Consider the following 18,107-nt stretch of genomic DNA (forward strand, 5'->3'; position numbering starts at 1 on the left):
AGGGCTCCGAGCTCTACATCACGGAGGACGACACCACCGACCACCATCTGATCACCGACGAGTACGAGCTGGGCGACGTCTTCGAGCTCCAGTACGTGGTGAACGACGGTGAGATCGACATCTACTACAACGGTGAACTCGAGACCACGATCGAGAACTCCGGCGACGGCAACTACTTCAAGGCCGGCGCCTACACGCAGGCCAACTGCGACCGTTCCTCCCCGTGCAGCGGCGACAACTACGGCGAGGTCGAGATCTACGACCTGAACGTCACGCACGACGACGGCCAGTCGTCCGACGAGACCGAGGCCGCGGTGCGCCACGGCTGGGGCACCCCGCTGCCGATATCCGACGAGTTCGACTACACCGGTCCGGTCGACCCGGACAAGTGGGCCGTTCCTTCGGGTGAGTACGGCGGCACGGAGGGCTGCTGGGAAGGGCATGCGGGCAACGGCCGCCGGTGCGCGAAGAACAGCACCGTCGCGGACGGCATGCTCACCATGCTCGGTGAGGAGAACGGTGACACCGGATGGCTCCGGCAGGAGCTGGACACCCAGTACGGCCGGTGGGAGATCCGTTCGCGTTCGCGGAACATCGGTGACAGCGGCGGGCTCTACCACCCGCTGCACCTGATCTGGCCCACCGAGGGCAACCGGCTGGAGAATGGCGAGTACGACTGGGTCGAGTACTCCGACCCGGACGACCAGTGCCTCTCGGCGTGGCTGCACTACCCGCAGAGCCCCACGGACGAGAAGGAGCGCCACGAGCTGTGCCCCATGGACATGACCGAGTGGCACAACTTCGCGTTCGAGTGGACGCCGGAGGCGCTGGTCGGTTACGTCGACGGTGAGGAATGGTTCCGGATGTCGGACGGCGCCAACTCCGAGCGGGGGAACATCCAGGACATGCCCTCGGGGCATCTCAACATCCAGCTCGACAACTTCACCGGGGCCGGTGGGCTGCGTCCCGCCGTCTTCGAGGTCGACTGGGTGCGGGTCTACGAGTAAGTGATACGAGTGAACAAGGGACGCTGACGCGGCAGGGCGGTCGGGACGACGCCCATCCCCGAGGACGGCCCGCCGGTTCGACCGGCGGGCCGTTCGGCTGCGCATGGGCGCCGACAGGCGGGTGGCTCAGCCGACGGGGCGGCGCGCGGTGACGTACCGCGGGAAGCCGGTGAAGTCGGGGTGGCTGGTGATGTCCTCGAACCCGGCCGCGCCGATGATGTCGACGACCTCGTCGACCAGGGCGTCGAGATGCTCGACGGCCAGTACCCCGCCGCCGCGCAGCAGCCGGGCCGCGGTCACGGCGATCCCCCGCATCGCGTCCAGGCCGTCGGCCCCCGAGAAGCTGGCCTCCGGCGGCTGGTGCACCCCGTACTCCGGCGGAATGCGCAACCGGTCGGGAACGTAGGGCGGGTTGGCCATCAGCAGGTCGACACGGCCGTCCAGGTCCTTCAGCAGCCGCGGGTCGGCCACGTCCCCTTCGATGAAGTCGACCGCGCCGGGGACCCGGGCGCGCAGCCGTTCCGCGTTCCGCTTCGCCCACTGCACGGCGGAGGCGGAGATGTCGACGCCGGTGATGTCGGAGCCGGGGCGGAGCGCGCCGACGGCCAGGGCCAGCGCACCGGAGCCGGTGCACAGGTCGACGACCCGGAGGGGGCCGTCGGGACAGCGGTCCAGCGCCTGGCCGACCATGGCCTCGGAGTGGACGCGCGGGATGAACGTGCCCTCGCCGACCTCGAATTCGAGGCCGAAGAGGGTGGCCCGCCCGGTGATGTACTCCAGTGGCTCCCGGTCCGCCCGGCGCCGGACGAGGGAACGGAACTCGGCGGCCGTCCCGGCCGGCAGCTCCGCCTCGTGGTCGAGCTCCTCCGGGCGCGTGCCGGCGGCGTGCCCGGCCAGGACGAGCGCGTCCAGCTCCGGGGTCCACACCTGCGCCTCGGTCAGGGTCCTGTGCGCCCACGCCAGGTGGTCGCGCAGCGGGAGGACGGCGGGTGCGGCCGTGGTCGCGGGGCCGAACCGCGCCCGGCAGTGGGCGTAGTAGGCGCGCAGCCACTCGGCGATGCGCGGGTACCGCCTGGCGGCGGCCAGCAGTTCCGGCGGCGGGGTGAAGTCGGCGTCGATCCGGTCCGCCCAGGCGGCGTGCACGGTCGTGAGGTCGTCGCCGAGGCTTTCCTGCCACTCGGTGGGAACGCGGGCGTGGCGGCCGTATCCGGCGGCGAGCGCGTGGGCCGCGGTGGTCTCGACGGTCTGCTGCCGCGTCGCCGGGGCGAGGGGGACGCGTTCCGGCGTGCAGGCGCCGAGGTCGAGCACGGGCTGTTCCCCGGTCAGCCGCCGGGCGAACTCCTGTGCCAGGAGCGGCGAGAGGATGAGTCCGTCGCGGTGCAGGCCGGTCATCGTCCACAGGCCGCTGAGGGGGGTCTCGCCCAGCAGCGGGAATCCGTCGAGGGCGAAGGGCCGGTTGCCGACGTGCACCCGCAGGACGCTGCCGGCGTGCAGATTGCGGCGGATCTGCCGGTGCGCGTCGTCCAGCAGGGACAGCAGGTCCGCCACGATCGGGTCGGCGAGCGGGTCGGGGACGACGGCACCCGTGGTGCCGAGGTAGGCCCGGGCCATGCCGAGCGGAACGACGTGCAGTGCACTGTCGAACGCGCGGTTCGGGGTGCGGATCACCGTCTCGGGCTGCGTGCAGTCCTCGGTGGTGAGTTCGGCCGAGAGGCCGGCCGCGGCGACCAGCCGGGGGATGCAGTCGCCGAGTCCGGGCACGGAGTCGATCAGCTGCTGGGTGCCGACGCCCGCGGCCAGGACGACCCTGGCCGCCGTCAGCGTTCCGCCGGTGTCGAGGACCACTCCCCCGGCCCGGCCGCCGTCGTCGATGACCGAGGCGGCGCCGGCTGCCACGACCCGCACTCCGCGGGCGCGGGCGGTCCGGTCGAGGCGGCGCAGCAACCTGCCCGCATCGAGGGCGCGTTCGCCGGGGATGTGGAGGGCCCGCAGGGGGCGCGCGTGCGGGTCGGGGTCCAGCCAGCCGACGTCCTCGGGGTCGACGGTCTCGTGGGGTTCGCCGTGTTGCTCCAGTACGGAACGGATCGCCTCGAAGTTGGCGGAGTCGATGCCGCCGGTGCCGACGGAGTTGAGCAGGACGGTGGTGCCGTTGCCGGTGAGGATGTCCCGGCCGTCGGAGGTGCCGCCGGCCAGCTGGTGCAGCCAGGCGGGCCAGGCGTCTCTCGCCTTCAGGCGCAGCGCAAACGCCCCGGCGCCGTGGTCGGTGCCGAGGGAGGCCGCGGTGACTTCGCCGAAGCAGCCGAGGAGGGCGCCCGTGGCGGTCGACGCGGCGTGGGGCCGTTCTGGGCGGCCGACGAGCGCGACCGAGGCGCCGCGGCCGGCCAGTTCGACGGCGAGCGAGGAGCCGAGCACGCCGTTGCCGACGACGATCACGTCGAATTCTGCGGGGCGGGTACGGGAGTTCATGTTCGCGCGCTCCTTATTCCTCACGGACAGTGGTTGTTCGCGGGTGTGCGGGTCGTTCGCCGCGGCCCGGCGGGACCGGGGCATGGGCGTGCAAAACGAAGGAGGTTGCTTTCGCGTGGTACGAGCAGGTCTCACCTGGCAGGCAGGCAGGCAGGCAGGCGGGCAGGGCCTGGCGGCGGCCGTGGCCGTGGGTGGACGTCGTCGCATGGCAGGACTGATGAACCGGTCGAAAAGAGGACACATGCGACTGTGCTCGGTCGCGATGATGCTAAGCACGCCCGTGCGCGGCGGTGAAGGAGGAAAGTCGGCCTTGGCTTGATCGACCCAGCCTTTGACCGGTAATCGCCCCGTGACCGCCCCGGGGCGTGCGGCGAGTTGACATTGTCGTCACGTACTGTTCCCGCGGTGTCGCGGGCCGGGGTGATGATGCGGAAGGTCGCACAGAGGACACGGAAACGAACGGGGAACACATGACCAGGGCACACCGGCCGCGAAGACCCGCGGCACGACGGCACCTCACCGGCGGAACGCGGTCAGGACCTGGCCCCGGCCGATAGCGCACCCGCCACCCCCCGGGCGTCAGCGGAGACCGGGGCGGCGGCGTACGTTCGGCGGCAAGCTGAGACAACGAGCGCACGGCACCTGGGCACACATGCAGCGGGGGCGCCTGCTCCGGCGGGAATTCGTCAAAGGACTCGGCCCCGGAACCCACCATGGACCGGAGTGTCACATCCGAGCCCCCGCCCACCGGGGAGCCGGAGCCGACGCCTTCCGAGGATGTCGGGCTGTTCCGCGTCAACATCCACGACGACGAGCTGACCCGTGTGCCTCCACGCGAACGACGTCAGCCTCTCGCCGACCGGCTCCTGCGGCCACGTGATCGTCCCGGACCAGGACATCGGACGCCACCGTCCCAGTGGCCGGCCCAGTCCGAAGGCAGCGGCAACCTGCTCGGAGCGGAGATCCATTCGCACAGTGTGCCGCCCACGGCGGAGGCGATGTCTGTCATTTCCACGCGCGCGGCCTGTCGACAAGCCCTGGCACACGGCTCACCCGTTGAGGGCCTCGGTGACCTGACGGCTGGTCTGTGCCGCGATCCGGGGGTTGACGGCGGCGTAGGAGGTGTAGGCGTTCAGGCCGGTGGCCAGGGCCCAGCCGCGGCCCCTGGTCCAGGTGGCGTCGTCCAGGCCGAGCGCGGTGCGGAAGGCGGCCCGGCTCCCGGCCGACATCAACGTGAAGGCCACGGTCAGATCGCAGGCCGGGTCGCCGATGCCGAGCCCGCCGAAGTCGATGACCGCGCTCAGCCGGCCCTCGCTGGTCAGCAGGTTGCCGGTGTGGAAGTCGCCGTGGAACCAGACCGGCGGGCCCGCCCAGGCGGGAGCGCGCAGCGCCGCCTCCCACAGCTCGGTCATGGCCGCGGCGGGGAACACCCCGGCGGTCGCGGCGATCGCCTCCCGCGTCGCGCGGTCGCGGTCGGCCAGCGGCGGCGCGGCGAGCCGGGACTGCGCGGCGGGCACCTCCTCGGGCGCGAACCGGTGGAGGGCGGTGAGGAACTCCGCGAGCCGCACGGCGGTTTCCGCACAGTCGCCCAGCGCCTCGACCGTCGCCACCTCGCCGGGCAGCCAGCGGTTCACCGACCACGGCCACGGGTAGCCGAGGGCCGGCTCGCCCACGGCCACCGGCACCGGGACGGCCAGCGGCAGGTGCGGGGCGAGGCGCGGCAGCCACTCGGCCTCTTTCCTGGCCTGCCCGATGGCCCCGGCGTGGCGGGGCAGCCGGACGGACAGCTCCGTGCCCAGCCGGTGGATCACGTGGTCGGAGCCGGCCGGCTCGAAGGGGCGCAGCGGCAGCCCCGCCCACTGGGGGAACTGCGTGTCCACCAGGCGCCTGGCGAGTGCGGTGTCGATCGCGGGGCGTGAGTGCGTGGTTCCGCCGGTTGGCACGTGCGCTTCCTCCAGGGCCGGCCCGGGCCGTGCGCCGGGCTGTCGGTCCCCATCCCACGGCACGGCGGGCCGGCCTGTCGACCGGTTTTCCCCGGCGGGCCCAGGTCCTGTCCTGTCGATCTCGCATCAGCCCGCGGCGTCAGATGCGGTGCTCCCCCAGCCTGGCGGCTGGGAGGTGCCCCCATCGGCACCGGATCGCAGCTCATACCTGTCCGTATTCGCGCGATTCGGTAACGCAGCGAGGTGCCGTAGCTGGGGGCACCTCCCTGGGGGCACCTCCCAGACGAAGTCTGGGGGAGGAGTCTGGGGGAGTCGCGGGCCCGGCAAGATCGGCAGGACAGGGCCTAGCCGTCGGTGATGCGGAAGACGCCGATGTCGTCGGCGTAGCGCCCCTGGTCGGGGGCCGACTGGTTGAGCGAGGCTTCGACGCCGACCCAGCCGCGGAAGGTGCCGTCGTCGTCGATGATCTGAATCATCGGCTTGACGTGCGAGTTGCCCGTGTAGCAGTGCTCGCCCCTGGCGTCGGCGAGCGCGGTGCGCCAGTGCCAGAGCGTGTCGCGGCGGTGGCTGGTGGACGTGTTGGCGGAGGTCACGTAGTAGTCGGTGTCGCTCGGGCTGCGGCCGGCGAGGCAGCGGCCGCTGCCGCAGACGCTCCAGTCGCGCATCCAGAACGGGCTGCCCGCTCCGGCGTCGATGTGCGGCTGGTCGTTCTCGCCGCTCACCTTCCACAGGAAGTAGTCGTGGTCGAAGGACGCGTGGTCGGCGGCGGCGACGGTGGCGGCCGAGGCGCGGGCGTTCCAGGCGGCGTTGCTGCCGTGCCCGAAGCCGTGGGTGGCGCCGAAGCCGGAGCGGACGAACGCGAGGGTGGCGAGCGAGCCGTCGGACGCCTCGGTCACGTTCCACTCCTCCCAGCCCTGGCCGCCGGCCCAGGTGATGCGCAGCAGCCCGGCGTCGAGGGTGTAGGTGCCGGTGAGCGACTGGGGCGCGGCGCTGGACTGGTAGCCGTACGCGGTGCGGACGGTGCAGGATCGGGTGGGGCAGCCGGCGGCCTGGACGCCGGTGGAGGAACGGACCTCGCGGCGCCGCTGCGTCCAGTGCCAGTGGTCTTCGGAGACGGTGCCGTCCGCGGCGAACTCGTACTGTCCCAGCCGGACCCAGTTGGTGGTGGAGCCGGCGTTCAGACCGCCGACGGCGACGGCGAACCTGGCCTTGCCGCCCGGCAGTTCCGCCGCGGAGGCGGCCGGTGCCGCCGGTGCTCCGAACAGGCAGGACACAAGCAGGGTGAGGACGGCAACGGCCAGGTGCGCCGGGCGGAAACGATGGCTGTCGCGGGGCAAGTCGGCCTCCGTGAAGGGAATTTGTGGCGTCGGGAGGAGCGGGACCACCGGCCCACGGTAGGACCGTCCCGGCCCGCTCGCGCGAACGTGAGGCGAACACCGTGCGCGGAGTCCGCGGTGGCGCGACATCTTGCGGCAGGACGATATCTTCCTCCGAAAGGAGTGGGCATGTCAAAATTTTCCGCCAGTCGTGCACCGCCCGCTCTCCTCCCCCACCCCTTCCTGGAGACCGCATGCCACGCTCCGCTCCACGCGTCCGCCGTGGGTGGCCGGCCATCGTCGCCGCCCTGACCGGCCTGGCCGCCACCGCCCTTGGCGCCGCCCCCGTGACGGCCTCGGCCGCCCCGGCGGCCGAGGACTCCCGCACCGTCACCTACCGCGGCTACGAGGTCGAAGTGCCGGCCGACTGGCGGGTGGTCGACCTCGACGAGGACCCGGCCGCCTGCCTGCGCTTCGACCGGCCCACCGTCTACGTCGGAACGCCCGGCGAGCAGCAGGACTGCCCCGCCCGCGTCGTCGGCCGCACCGCGGGTCTTGTCATCGAGCCGCTGACCGAGGTCGCGGCGGAACGGATCAGCCCGCGCACCGCCGTCGCGCAGCGCGACACCGGCCGGGAGGGCGCCGCCCGCGCCGCGGCCGGCGCGGTGTCCGCCGGCGGCACCATCGAGGTCGCCGTGGAGGACGCCGGGGTGCTCGTCACCGCCGCGCACGCGCCGCAGACCGAGGACACGGTGCGGACCGTTCTGGAACGGGCCCGCGTCACCGGCGACGCCGAGCCCGCCGCGGCGCCCGCGCCGCGGGAGAACATGCCGCGGGCGGCGCAGGCCGGGCCGCAGCCGGGCGACTTCCTCGGGCTCGGCTTCGACGCCTGCACCGCGCCCTCGCAGTCGGCCATGAACGCCTGGCGGTCCGCCTCGCCGTTCCAGGCCATCGGCGTCTACATCAGCGGCGCGACCCGCGGCTGCGCGCAGCCCAACCTCACGGCCGGCTGGGTGGAGGCCCAGACCTCGGCGGGCTGGCACCTCATACCGATCGATGTCGGGCGGCAGGCACCGTGCACCAGCTACGCCAACCGCATCTCCACCGACCCGGCCACCGCGCGCCAGCAGGGTGTGACGGCCGCCAACGCATCGGTGGCGTCGGCCGCGTCGCTCGGTATACCGGCGGGCAGCACGCTGTACAGCGATATCGAGGCGTACACCCCGGGCGGCTCCTGCACCACGGGCGTGCTGAACTACCTCTCCGGCTGGACCGAGGGGCTGCACGCGAACGGCTACCTGGCCGGGGTCTACTCCAGCGCGGCCTCCGGCATCCGTGACGTGGCGAACGCCCACGACAACCCGGCGTACACGCGGGTCGACCACATCTGGTTCGCCTGGTGGAACGGCCGCGCCGACACCGACACCGGGCAGTACGCCCCGGCCGAGCTCTGGGCCGACCACCAGCGCATCCACCAGTTCGTCGGCGAGGTGACGGAGACCCACGGCGGCGTCAGCATCAACATCGACCGCAACTACCTGGACGTGGGCGCCGGCACCCCGCCGCCGGCGAGCTGCGGCGGGGTCAACCTCACCTTCCCGTCCTACCCGCAACTCGCCGCCGGGGCGAGCGGCCCGCAGGTGTCCGCGGCGCAGTGCCTGCTCAAGTCGGCCGGGGTGACCATGCCGGACGACACTCCGACCGGGGAGTTCGACGACGCCACGACCGAGGCGGTGACGGCCTTCCAGAGCGGGCGGGGGCTCGCCGCGGACGGCATCGTGGGCCGGTCCACCTGGACGGCACTGCTGTCGGCCGGCGCGACGCCGATGATCCAGAACGGGTCGAGCGGCGAGGCCGTGAGCAGGCTCCAGCGGGCCCTGACCGCCGCGCGCGGCAGCACGCTGGCCGTCGACGGGCAGTTCGGCCCGAACACCGAGGCGGCGGTACGCAGTTACCAGAGCTCACGGCAGCTGGACGCGGACGGCATCGTGGGCCCGCAGACGTGGGCCGCCCTCCAGTCCGGACGGTGAGCCGACCGGGGCGGGCAGCCGGGTCCCGGCTGCCCGCCCCGTTCCTCACCCCTTCGTGGCGCCCTGGAGCAGTCCGGCGATGAAACTGCGCTGGAAGACGGCGAACAGCGTCAGGATCGGGAGCATCACGATGATGGTCCCCGCGGCCAGCGTGGGGATGTCCGTGCTGTTCTGCCCGACGAAGAAGCCGAGGCCGGCCGGGGCGGTGTGCATGGTGGTGTCCTGGATGAGCACCAGGACCAGCAGGAACTGGTTCCAGGACCACATGAACACCAGCAGCCCGAGCGTCATCAGCGAGGGGCGGGCCAGCGGCAGCAGGATGCGCAGCAGGATCGTCGCGGAGGAGGCGCCGTCGACGCGGGCCGCCTCGACCAGCGAGGGCGGCGTCGAGCGGAAGTGCGTGCGCATCCAGAACACGCTGAACGGCATGAACAGCGCGATCTCCGCCAGGATCACGCCCAGGTAGGAGTTGGTCAGCCCCACGCCCCGCAGGTCGTAGTAGAGAGGTACGACGATCAGCTCCACCGGGATGGTCAGCCCGGCGACGAAGAACGCCGCCACCGCGTTGCCGCCCGGCAGCTTCATCGTGCCCAGCGCGTAGCCGGCCGAGGCGGCGAGCACCAGCGTGGCGGGCACGACCCCGGCCGCGATGACGAAACTCGCCCGGATCAGGTCGGAGAACCCGGCGACGGTCCACGCCTGCCGGTAGTTGTCCCAGCTCCATTGCTCCGGCCAGGCCAGCCCGACCACCGGCGTGCCCGCGGGCTGCACCGAGGCGAGGAAGACGCTGAGGAACGGCATGATCACGGCGGCCGCCATCACGGTCAGCAGCGCGTAGCCGGACCAGCGTTCCGTTCGAGTGGCGCTGTTCATTCTTCCGACCTCGACAGACGGTTGACGACGAAGACCAGCACGAGGATCAGGCAGGCGAGGACGACGGCCAGGGCGGACGCCAGGCCGACCTTCCCGTCGGAGAACGCCAGCCGGTAGACGAGCAGCCCCGGCACCGTGGTCTGCTCGCCGGGCCCGCCGTTCGTCGTCACGTACACGATGTCGAAGCTCGCCAGCGCGGCGACCATGGTCACCGTCATCGCCACGGCCAGCTCGCCGCGCAGGTGCGGCAGCGTCACGGAGACGAACTCCCGGACCGGGCCCGCCCCGTCGAGCCGGGCCGCCTCGTACAGGCTCGGGTCCACCTTCTGCACGCCGCTGAGGAACAGCATCATGCACAGGCCGCTCAGCACCCAGGTGCCGACCAGGCCGACGGCGATCAGCGCGGCGTCGAAGTCACCGAGCCAGGCCCGCGTCACGCCGTCGAGGCCGACCGTCCGCAGCGCCTGGTTGACCAGCCCGTCGTCCCCGTACAGCCAGCGCCACGTGACGCCCACCGCGACCAGGGGCACCACCTGCGGCAGCATGAACAGGAAGCGGTACGCCGCCATGCCGGGGCGCCGGTAGCGGGCCAGGAGACCGGCCGTCACCAGGCCCAGCAGGATCGGGAGGAAGGAGAAGAACACCACCAGCGTCAGCGCGTTGAGCACGGACCTGCGCAGCACCGCGTCCCCGAAGACCTCGCGGTAGTTGTCCAGGCCCACCCACCGGCCCAGGGTGACGCCGTCCCACTCGAACAGCGAGAGGTACGCCGTGTGCAGGGCGGGCAGGACGGCGAAGGCGAGGTACACGGCGAGCGCGGGCAGCACGTACAGGTAGCCGCGCCACCGGCCGCGCCGGCGCGCGGGGCGGGAGGCGGTGCGCCGGTCCGCTGCCGGCCTACTCGGCGTGCTGCTCATCCCACACGTCCTGTAGCGCGTCCAGGTAGTCGGCGGGCTCCACGCGGCCCGCGATCAGCTTCTGCACGCCGGAGCGCAGCGCGTCGAGCATGGCCGGGGCGGCGAAGTCGGGGAACGTGGTGATGCCGTCGTCGGCGACGGCCAGCCGATGGCCCTCGGCCACGTCGGCGAGCACGCCCCGCGGCGGCTCGGCCGCCTCGGCGTTGGTCGGCAGGAAGCCGTTGTCGCTGATGATGCGGCCCGCCTCGGGCGTGGTCAGGAAGTCGAGGAACGCGCCCGCGGCCTCCGGGTGTTCGGTGCGCGAGGAGACCGCGTAGGAGACGCTGAAGCCGGAGGCGACCACCGGGTCGGCGGGGTGCCCGCCCGGCATGGGGAAGAAGCCGACGTTGTCGCCCATCGCGGTCGCGAGCTGCCCGGCCGCCCAGTTGCCGTTGATCAGGAAGACGCTGTCGCCGCGGGTGAACTGGGCGGTGGAGTCGACCTGCCCGGTGCCGTTCGCGGAGTCGTTGTAGTAGCCCAGGCGCCCCCACTCGATGACGCGTTCGCTCGCGGCCATGGCCTGCGGCGTCTCGATGGTGGCGCCCTCGGTGCCGTTGACCCAGTCCCAGTAGTCGTCGGTGGACATGGTGTGGTTGAGCAGGGCCGCCCACAGGTGGAGGCCCCCCGAGTCGAGCGCGCCGACACCGAGCGGCGTCAGGCCCGCCTCCTCGGCGGCGGCGAGCTGGTCCTCGAACTCGGCGAGGGTCCGCGGCGGTTGCTCGATCCCCGCCCGGGCGGCCAGCTCCTTGTTGTAGTAGATCCCGGTCATCGACAGACCGGCGGGCACCCCGAACAGGGCCCGGCCGCCGGTGGACTCGCTGGCCCGCCCGGCGGTGAGCTGGTCGAGGCTGACCGGGGGTATCGACGCGTCCCAGCCGTACGCCTCCCGGTACGGCGCCAGGTCGAGTACGTGCCCGTCCTCGGCCAGGTCGGTCATGCCCACCGCGAACTGCGCGATGTCCGGGGCGCTGTCGGAGGTCATGGTGAGCTTGAGGTTCTTCACGTAGTCGGAGAACGTCTTGTACTGCGGCTCGATCGTGATGCGGGGGTGTTCCTCCTCGAAGGCGGCGATCAGCGCGTCGACCATCAGCGGCGCGTCGGCGAACTGGAGGCGCAGGGTGATGTCCTCGTCCGGGACGGCCGTCCGCGACGGCACGCTCCGCGGCCCCGGCGCCTCGGCCGCGCTGCCGGGCGTCAGGGCGTCGCAGGCGGCCAGCGGCAGCAGCGCCGCCGCCGCACAGGCCGCCGCGGCCCTTCGGCGGGGGCGCGCGCGCCGGGCGCGGCCGGGCGGGCGATCGGTGCCCATCATCGGCCTCCTTGCGGGTCTCGTCGGGGGGGGGGGGGAAGTCGGGGGTGGGGGGTCGGGGGGGGCGGCCGGTGGCTCAGCCGCGCGGGCAGCGGTCCGCGGTGCGCGCCAGCAGCGCCTCGTTGTGCCGCTCGGCGTCGCCGTGCGCGTTCTGGCTGACGAGCAACGGCGGGGTCAGGCCGTGGCGTTCGGTGAGCAGCTCGGCGGCGCGGCAGGTCAGGGCGTTGACGACGGCCGCGCCGACGACGGTGGACAGCGCGCCCGCGGCGAGCCCGCCGAGCGGGACGACCGTGTCGCCCGGGCGGCCGTGCGTGTCGATGACGATGTCGGCGGCGTCGAGCAGCCGCAGCCCGCCGGGGTGGCGGGGCTCGGCGGCCAGGGAGTGGGCGCGGTTGGTGATCGCGACGACGGTCGCGCCGAGTTCGCGGGCGCCCAGCGCGAACTCGACCGGCACCACGTTGATTCCGGAGTTGGACACCACGACCACGACCTCGCCCCGCCTGATGTCCGCGGTGTGCAGGATCGCCGCCGCGTAGCCGCCGACGCGCTCCGCCGCGCCCGCGTGCCGCGGGGCGGACGGCGTCAGGGCCGGGGCGGCGACGACGTTGACGGGGGCGAGGCCGCCGGCGCGCTGGAGCGGCTCGGTGGCGACCAGGTGCGAGTGTCCGCTGCCGAAGTAGTGGACGACTCCGCCGGCCGCGACGCTGTCCGCGACGGCCAGCGCGGCACGGTCGATGGCGGGCGCCTCGGCGTCCGCGAGCGCGCCGATGGTGTCCTTCAGGGCGGCGAAGTAGGCGAGGTCGGCGGTCAACGGGCCTCCTTACCGCGGGGCGGCGGCCGGACGGCCGCCGGAGTGGCGTGGACCGTACCAGAGAGTCGCGGAGGCGCACCACCCCCGGCGAAGGGCCCGTTTTCCACGCTTTCCTTCCCCTTGACCGCCCGCCGTGACCGGCCTACCGTGACGCCCGCGTGGTACGTACCGCGCACGTGTACCCCTGAGCCCGGCCGGGAGGCGAGATCCGGACGATGACATCCCCCGGCGAACGGCAGACGCACGCGGCCCGGCAGCTGCTCGGCCGCCTCCTCGGCGAACGGGCCGCGGACTTCACCGCCGACGTGGTCCACGGGGCGGGCGGGCCCGACTGGTTCGAGGTCGACGCGGGACCCGCGGGCGTCGCGCTGCGCGGGTCGAGCGGCGTGGCCGTCGCCTCCGCGCTGCGCTGGTACCTGCGGACCGCCTGCCGCACCCAGATCACGTGGGACGCGCCCCGCCCCGCACTGCCGCCGCGGCTGCCGCACGCGGGCACGGAAGGACCGGTCACCTCGCCCTACCGGCACCGCTACCACTTCAACGTCTGCACCTTCGGCTACACCACGGCGTTCTGGGACTGGGCGCGCTGGGAGCGCCACATCGACTGGATGGCGCTGCACGGCGTGACCACCCCGCTGGCGATGACGGGAGCCGAGGCGGTGTGGCACCGGACGCTGCTCGCCGCCGGTCTCGACGACGCGGCGGCGCGGCGGTTCCTCGGCGGGCCCGCCTACCTGCCGTGGAACTGGCTCGCCTCGGCCGCCGGTTGGCAGGGGCCGCTGCCCCGCGGCTGGATCGACGGCCACGCGCGGCTCGGCCTGCGCATCCTTCAGCGGGAGCGTTCCCTCGGCATGCGGCCGGTGCTCCAGGGCTTCTCCGGCCACGTGCCCGCGGCGCTGGCGGCCGAACGGGGCGCGCGGGCCGCCACCTTGCCCTGGTGGGACTTCGAGGTGTCCGTCCTGGACCCGCGCGACCCGCTGTTCGCGGAGTTCGGCACCGCGCTGCTGACCGAACAGACCCGGCTGCTGGGCACCGACCACCTCTACGCCGCGGACCCGTTCATCGAGACCACGCCGCCGGTCACGGACCCGGCCGAGGTCGCGCGCGTGGCGGCGGCGGTGCACGGCGCGATGGCCGCCGCCGACGAACGGGCCACGTGGGTGTTGCAGGGCTGGCCGTTCTCCTACCGGGCGGACTACTGGACGCCGGAGCGGACCGCGGCGTTCCTGGACGCCATCCCGGACGACCGGATGCTGGTGCTCGACCTGTGGGCCGAACACCAGCCGGTGTGGCGGCAGGCCGGCGGCTACCGCGGCAAGCCGTGGGTGTGGTGCATGCTGCACAGCCTGGGCGGCCGGCCCGGCCTGTACGGGAAGCTGGCGGAGGTCGCGGGCGGCGCGGCGGCGGCGCGTGCCGACGCGCGCGGCGGCGCGCTCGCCGGGGTCGGGGCGAGTATGGAGGCGTTCGGCGGCGACCCCGTGCTGTACGAGCTGCTGGCCGATGTCGCCTGGCGGGGCGGCGTCGGCGACGTGGGCGCCTGGCTCGCGCACTGGGCGGAGGTCAGGTACGGCCGCCGCACGCCGGAGCTGCGGCGCGCCTGGGAGCTGCTGCACACGGCCGTCTACGCCGCGGACGGGCCCGGGCCGCCGGGCTCGGTCGTCGTCTGCCGGCCCACGCTCGCGGGCGATATGCGCCCGCAGGCGCCGCTGCACCTGGCGGCGCCCGCCTCCCCCGGCGTTCCGCCGGAGCTGGCCGAGGCGTGGGCGCTGCTGCTCGGCGCGTGCCGGCCGGAGGACAGCGCGGGACCGCTCGGCCGGGACCTGTGCGACGTGGCGGCGCAGGTGCTCACGCATCTGGCGTGCGCCCGGCAGCGGCGGGCGGCGGACGCCGCGCTGGCCCGGGACGCGGACGGCTTCGCCTCCGCGGCGGACGCGCTGCTCACCGGCATCGCCGACCTCGACGCGCTGCTGGCCACCCGGCCCGAATACCGCCTGGCCGACTGGCTGGACGAGGCGCGCGGCTGGGCGGCCACGCCGTCGGAGGCCCGGCTGTACGAGGCCAACGCGCGGCGCGTCCTCACGCTCTGGGGGCACTCCCGCAGCGAGCTGCACGACTACGCGGGGCGGCACTGGGCCGGTCTGGTCCGCTCCTTCCACCTGCCGCGCTGGCGGCGCTGGTGCGCACACGTCGCCGGGGCGATCCGCGACGGCGCCCCGTACCGCGCCGAGGAGTTCGAGGCGTCGATGATTGCGTGGGAGGAGCGCTGGGTCGCGGGGGACGTGCCCGAGGAGTCTTCCGGCCCGCGCGCCGGGGCGACGACGGCCGGGGTGGCGCGGGAGCTGTGGTCGCGCCATCGCGGACACTTTGAGTAACGGACGGGCGGGATCACGGAGTTGACAGTGGCGGAGGAAGAGGAGGGACCGGGGCGCGGCGGTGCGGCGTCCTGGGCCTTCAAACACGAGGCGCTGCGGCGGCGGCTCGGCGACGACATCGCCGCGATGCGGCCGGGCGAGGCGCTGCCCACCGAGCGGCTGCTCGCCGAGCGCTACCGCGTCAGCAGGTCCACGGCGCGGCGGGCGCTCCAGTCGCTGCGCGAGGAGGGGCTGATCCGCAGCGTGCGGGGGGTGGGGACGTTCGTCGCGCATCCGCACATCGTCAAGACGTCCGTGCTCACGTCGTTCACCGAGGATCTGCGGGCGCGCGGCCACCGCCCCGGCGCGCGGCTGCTCGCCGCGGAGCGGGTCGAGGCCGACCTGCACCTGGCCACGGCGCTCGGCGTGGACCCGGGCACCGCCCTGCACCGGATCGAGCGGCTGCGGCTGGGCGACGAGGTCCCGTTCTGTCTGGAGACGGTGCACCTCTCGGCGGAGCGCTTCCCCGGCCTCGACCCCGCGCGGCTCTCCGGGTCGCTGTCCGAGGAGCTGCGGACCGTCCACGGGGTGCACGTGGTGCGGGCCGGCCAGCAGATCAGGGCGGTGAACGCGACCGGGCGCCGGGCGGCGCTGCTCGGCGTGCCCGAGGGCTCGGCGGCCCTGCTGGTGCGGCGGACCGCGTTCGACGCCGCGGGCCGCGTCGTGGAGTACGGGGAGTCGCTGTGCCGGGGGGACCGCTACGAGTTCTCGTTCGTGGTGAACACGGCGCCCCCGCCGGCCGGGTGAGCCGCTTGGGCCCCGTCCCGACCGGTGCGCGGCGGGCGAGGTCCTGAACGCCGGTGGCCGGGGCGGCGCCAGCCCTCGCGGACGGCGACGGCGCGGGCGGTGCGGATCAGGGCGGCGACGGCGGGCGCGGTGACGCGGCCGGGGCGGACCAGGGCGAGGGGCACGGGCGGCAGGTCGTCGAGGACCGGCAGGCACGCCGCGGCGGGCAGCAGGTGCTCGGCGACGGAACGGGGCAGCAGCATGAACCCGCCGCGGGAGACTTCCGTGTGGTTGCGCAGGCCAGGCACCGGGTTCTCCCACACGGGGAACGTCTCCCCGGTGGCGCCCAGGGCCGCGAGCACGGCGTCCACATAGCCGGGGGCGGGCTCCCTGGTGATGAACCGGAACGTTTCGCCACGCAGGTCGGCGAGGGAGACGGCGGCGCGCCCCGCCAGCCGGTGACCGGCGTGCACGACCACCGTGTACTCCTCGGTGCGCAGCACCTCGGCGGTCCAGCCGGCCGGGACGGGCGGGTGGCGGCCGAGCGCGACGTCGAACTCGCCCGCGCCCAGGGCCGCCGGCAGCTCGGCGTCCCACATCTCCCGCGCCTGCACCTGAACCCCGGGGTGGCGCTCGGTCATCTCGGCGAGCAGCAGCGGCAGTTCGGCGTGGGCGGCGCTCGGCCCGTAGGCGATGCGGACGACGCCGTCCGCGGCACGGGCCGCCTGGCGGGTGAGGCTGACGGCCCGTTCCGCGTGGTCGACGACTTCGCGGGCCGAGGCGACGAAAACCCGGCCCGCCTCGGTCAGCCGGGTGGGGCGGCGCTCGAACAGGGCGACGCCCAGCTCCCGTTCGAGCGCGATGATCTGGCGGCTCAGCGGCGGCTGGCTGATGTGCAGCCGCTCGGCCGCGGCCTGGAAACTGCCGGTATCCGCGATCGCAATGACGTACCGCATCAGTCTGAGGTCAACGGCCATACCCGTAGGGTATGCCGACCGTCCGGACGGGTCTGTTCGTTCATCTGTGCCCGGGGCATCGCTTGGTTGACCGTGTTGGCACATGAGACGAAGCGAGCGCACAACCCATGCATCAGGCGGAAGACGGCACGAGGAACGACGGCGGGAACGCGGGCGCGACGCGGCGCGGCGTGATCAAGGCGGGCGGGCTCGCCGCCGCGGCGGGCGCGTTGTCGCTCGGGGCGGCGGGCGCCGCCGAGGCCGGCGGCGGCAGCGGCGGGGAGGGCCGCGTGATCACCCGGAGCTTCCCCGCGACCGGGCAGCGGCTGCCGGTGATCGGGCTCGGCACGTTCATGACCTTCGACTCGCTGCCCGGCGAGCACCGCCCCCATGTGCGGGAGGTCGTACGGGAGTTCTGGCGAGCGGGGGGACGGGTGATCGACACCTCGCCGCTGTACGGAGCGGCGGAGGAGAACACGGGGGCGGCCATCGACGGATTCGCCGACCGGGTGTTCATGAACAACAAGATCTGGTCGACCGGTGAGTACCTGTGGGACGAGAGCCACGCCAGGCGCAGCCTGGAGCGCTCCATGGAACGCCTGTCCCGCAGACGCCCGTTGGACGTGGTCACCTGTCACAACCTGGTCAACGTGGACGTGGTGCTGCCGCTGCTGCACGCCTGGAAGAAGGAGGGGCGCATCAAGCACGTCGGCGTCACCCACCACGACCTGGCGTACTTCGACCTGCTCGCCGACTGGATCGAACGCGGCGCGCTCGACTCGATGCAGGTCCGCTACTCCATCCGCACCAGGGACGCCGAGCGGCGGGTACTGCGCGCCGCGGCCGACCACGGGACGGCGGTGATGGTCAACATGCCGCTGGAGAAGGGGCGTCTGCACGAGGTCGTCGCCGGCCGTCCGCTGCCGGACTTCGTGGACGGCCTGGGGATCGAGAGCTGGGCGGAATTCTTCCTGAAGTGGGTGGTGTCCCATCCCGCGGTCACCTGCGCGCTGCCCGCCACCTCGCGGCCCGAGCACGTGGCGGAGAACGTCCGCGCCATGCGCGGTGAACTGCCGGACGCCGGCCTGCGCGAGCGGATGGCGGCCTGGATGGCGGAGCTGCCCGGCTTCGACCGGATCGAGACCGCGCCCTGGTACCCGGGCCGCTCCTACCCCGGGCTCGTCTCCAGGGGCCAGGCCGCGATCATGGAACGCAGTCCCTGGCCCGCCCGGTCCTGAGGCGGCGGGACGGCATGGTGCCGGGGCCCGCCGCGCCCGTGGCGCGGCGGGCCCCGGCCGGGCCTCGG

Annotated in this window: 13 protein-coding genes; 5 read left to right on the plus strand and 8 right to left on the minus strand. The window is 73.7% G+C overall.

The genetic code is table 11. The features are described from left to right. A partial coding sequence (locus tag STBA_RS03885; RefSeq protein ID WP_143659616.1) for a polysaccharide lyase family 7 protein occupies nucleotides 1-1,007 on the plus strand: 1,007 nt, incomplete at its 5' end. Nucleotides 1,008-1,133: 126 nt separating this feature from the next. Here STBA_RS03885 and prmC read toward each other — a convergent pair. The 3 genes from prmC to STBA_RS03900 form a co-directional block, all read right to left on the minus strand. Then, nucleotides 1,134-3,473 carry a peptide chain release factor N(5)-glutamine methyltransferase gene (gene prmC / locus STBA_RS03890; protein ID WP_077057884.1) on the minus strand — a complete coding sequence of 780 codons (2,340 nt, stop codon included), beginning with the start codon at nucleotides 3,471-3,473 and terminating at the stop codon, nucleotides 1,134-1,136. Nucleotides 3,474-4,522: 1,049 nt separating this feature from the next. Further along, the gene (locus STBA_RS03895; RefSeq protein WP_077057885.1) at nucleotides 4,523-5,416 is read right to left on the minus strand and encodes an aminoglycoside phosphotransferase family protein; all 894 of its coding nucleotides are present in this window, start codon (nucleotides 5,414-5,416) and stop codon (nucleotides 4,523-4,525) included. 344 nt (nucleotides 5,417-5,760) lie between these two features. Further along, nucleotides 5,761-6,753, minus strand: coding sequence for a hypothetical protein (locus STBA_RS03900; protein ID WP_077057886.1), 993 nt, complete (start codon nucleotides 6,751-6,753; stop codon nucleotides 5,761-5,763). Nucleotides 6,754-6,986: 233 nt separating this feature from the next. Between STBA_RS03900 and STBA_RS03905 the strand changes: the two genes are divergently transcribed. Continuing rightward, a complete protein-coding gene (locus STBA_RS03905) occupies nucleotides 6,987-8,762 on the plus strand; it encodes a glycoside hydrolase domain-containing protein (protein ID WP_077057887.1) in 1,776 nt (591 codons plus the stop codon). Nucleotides 8,763-8,807: 45 nt separating this feature from the next. On the opposite strand, the gene STBA_RS03910 is transcribed toward STBA_RS03905, so the two are convergent. From STBA_RS03910 to STBA_RS03925, 4 genes are all read right to left on the minus strand, one after another. Continuing rightward, the gene (locus STBA_RS03910) at nucleotides 8,808-9,635 is read right to left on the minus strand and encodes a carbohydrate ABC transporter permease (protein ID WP_077057888.1); all 828 of its coding nucleotides are present in this window, start codon (nucleotides 9,633-9,635) and stop codon (nucleotides 8,808-8,810) included. Further along, nucleotides 9,632-10,552: a sugar ABC transporter permease gene (locus tag STBA_RS03915; RefSeq protein WP_077057889.1), complete on the minus strand. Its 921-nt coding sequence runs from the start codon at nucleotides 10,550-10,552 to the stop codon at nucleotides 9,632-9,634. The genes STBA_RS03910 and STBA_RS03915 overlap by 4 nt, the downstream gene beginning before the upstream one ends. Continuing rightward, complete coding sequence (locus STBA_RS03920; protein ID WP_079251699.1) at nucleotides 10,533-11,900, minus strand: extracellular solute-binding protein; 1,368 nt, start codon at nucleotides 11,898-11,900, stop codon at nucleotides 10,533-10,535. Before STBA_RS03920 ends, STBA_RS03915 begins: the two co-directional genes overlap by 20 nt. A gap of 73 nt (nucleotides 11,901-11,973) precedes the next feature. Continuing rightward, nucleotides 11,974-12,708, minus strand: a complete 735-nt coding sequence (locus STBA_RS03925) for a sugar isomerase domain-containing protein (RefSeq protein ID WP_077057890.1) — start codon at nucleotides 12,706-12,708, stop codon at nucleotides 11,974-11,976. A gap of 215 nt (nucleotides 12,709-12,923) precedes the next feature. Here STBA_RS03925 and STBA_RS03930 point away from each other — a divergent pair, with 215 nt between their 5' ends. Continuing rightward, nucleotides 12,924-15,080, plus strand: a complete 2,157-nt coding sequence (locus STBA_RS03930; RefSeq protein ID WP_077057891.1) for an alpha-N-acetylglucosaminidase — start codon at nucleotides 12,924-12,926, stop codon at nucleotides 15,078-15,080. Nucleotides 15,081-15,107: 27 nt separating this feature from the next. Further along, nucleotides 15,108-15,866 carry a GntR family transcriptional regulator gene (locus STBA_RS03935; RefSeq protein WP_079251700.1) on the plus strand — a complete coding sequence of 253 codons (759 nt, stop codon included), beginning with the start codon at nucleotides 15,108-15,110 and terminating at the stop codon, nucleotides 15,864-15,866. Here the strand turns inward: STBA_RS03935 and STBA_RS03940 are convergent. Next, the gene (locus STBA_RS03940) at nucleotides 15,818-16,822 is read right to left on the minus strand and encodes a LysR substrate-binding domain-containing protein (protein WP_077057893.1); all 1,005 of its coding nucleotides are present in this window, start codon (nucleotides 16,820-16,822) and stop codon (nucleotides 15,818-15,820) included. The two genes, STBA_RS03935 and STBA_RS03940, sit on opposite strands and share 49 nt — an antisense overlap. 107 nt (nucleotides 16,823-16,929) lie before the next feature. Here STBA_RS03940 and STBA_RS03945 point away from each other — a divergent pair, with 107 nt between their 5' ends. After that, a complete protein-coding gene (locus STBA_RS03945) occupies nucleotides 16,930-18,039 on the plus strand; it encodes an aldo/keto reductase (RefSeq protein WP_077057894.1) in 1,110 nt (369 codons plus the stop codon). Nucleotides 18,040-18,107: the final 68 nt, after the last annotated feature.

Origin of the sequence: Streptomyces sp. MP131-18 (genome assembly GCF_001984575.1) — a bacterium.
GTDB classification, from domain to species: Bacteria; Actinomycetota; Actinomycetes; order Streptomycetales; family Streptomycetaceae; genus Streptomyces; species Streptomyces johnsoniae.

What these genes read in the sequence shown, in the direction of transcription:
- prmC (WP_077057884.1), bottom strand. Translation starts at nt 3,473, where the DNA reads ATGAACTCCCGTACCCGCCCCGCAGAATTCGACGTGATCGTCGTCGGC.
- STBA_RS03940 (WP_077057893.1), bottom strand. Translation starts at nt 16,822, where the DNA reads ATGGCCGTTGACCTCAGACTGATGCGGTACGTCATTGCGATCGCGGAT.
- STBA_RS03920 (WP_079251699.1), bottom strand. Translation starts at nt 11,900, where the DNA reads ATGATGGGCACCGATCGCCCGCCCGGCCGCGCCCGGCGCGCGCGCCCC.
- STBA_RS03910 (WP_077057888.1), bottom strand. Translation starts at nt 9,635, where the DNA reads ATGAACAGCGCCACTCGAACGGAACGCTGGTCCGGCTACGCGCTGCTG.
- STBA_RS03945 (WP_077057894.1), top strand. Translation starts at nt 16,930, where the DNA reads ATGCATCAGGCGGAAGACGGCACGAGGAACGACGGCGGGAACGCGGGC.
- STBA_RS03905 (WP_077057887.1), top strand. Translation starts at nt 6,987, where the DNA reads ATGCCACGCTCCGCTCCACGCGTCCGCCGTGGGTGGCCGGCCATCGTC.
- STBA_RS03930 (WP_077057891.1), top strand. Translation starts at nt 12,924, where the DNA reads ATGACATCCCCCGGCGAACGGCAGACGCACGCGGCCCGGCAGCTGCTC.
- STBA_RS03915 (WP_077057889.1), bottom strand. Translation starts at nt 10,552, where the DNA reads ATGAGCAGCACGCCGAGTAGGCCGGCAGCGGACCGGCGCACCGCCTCC.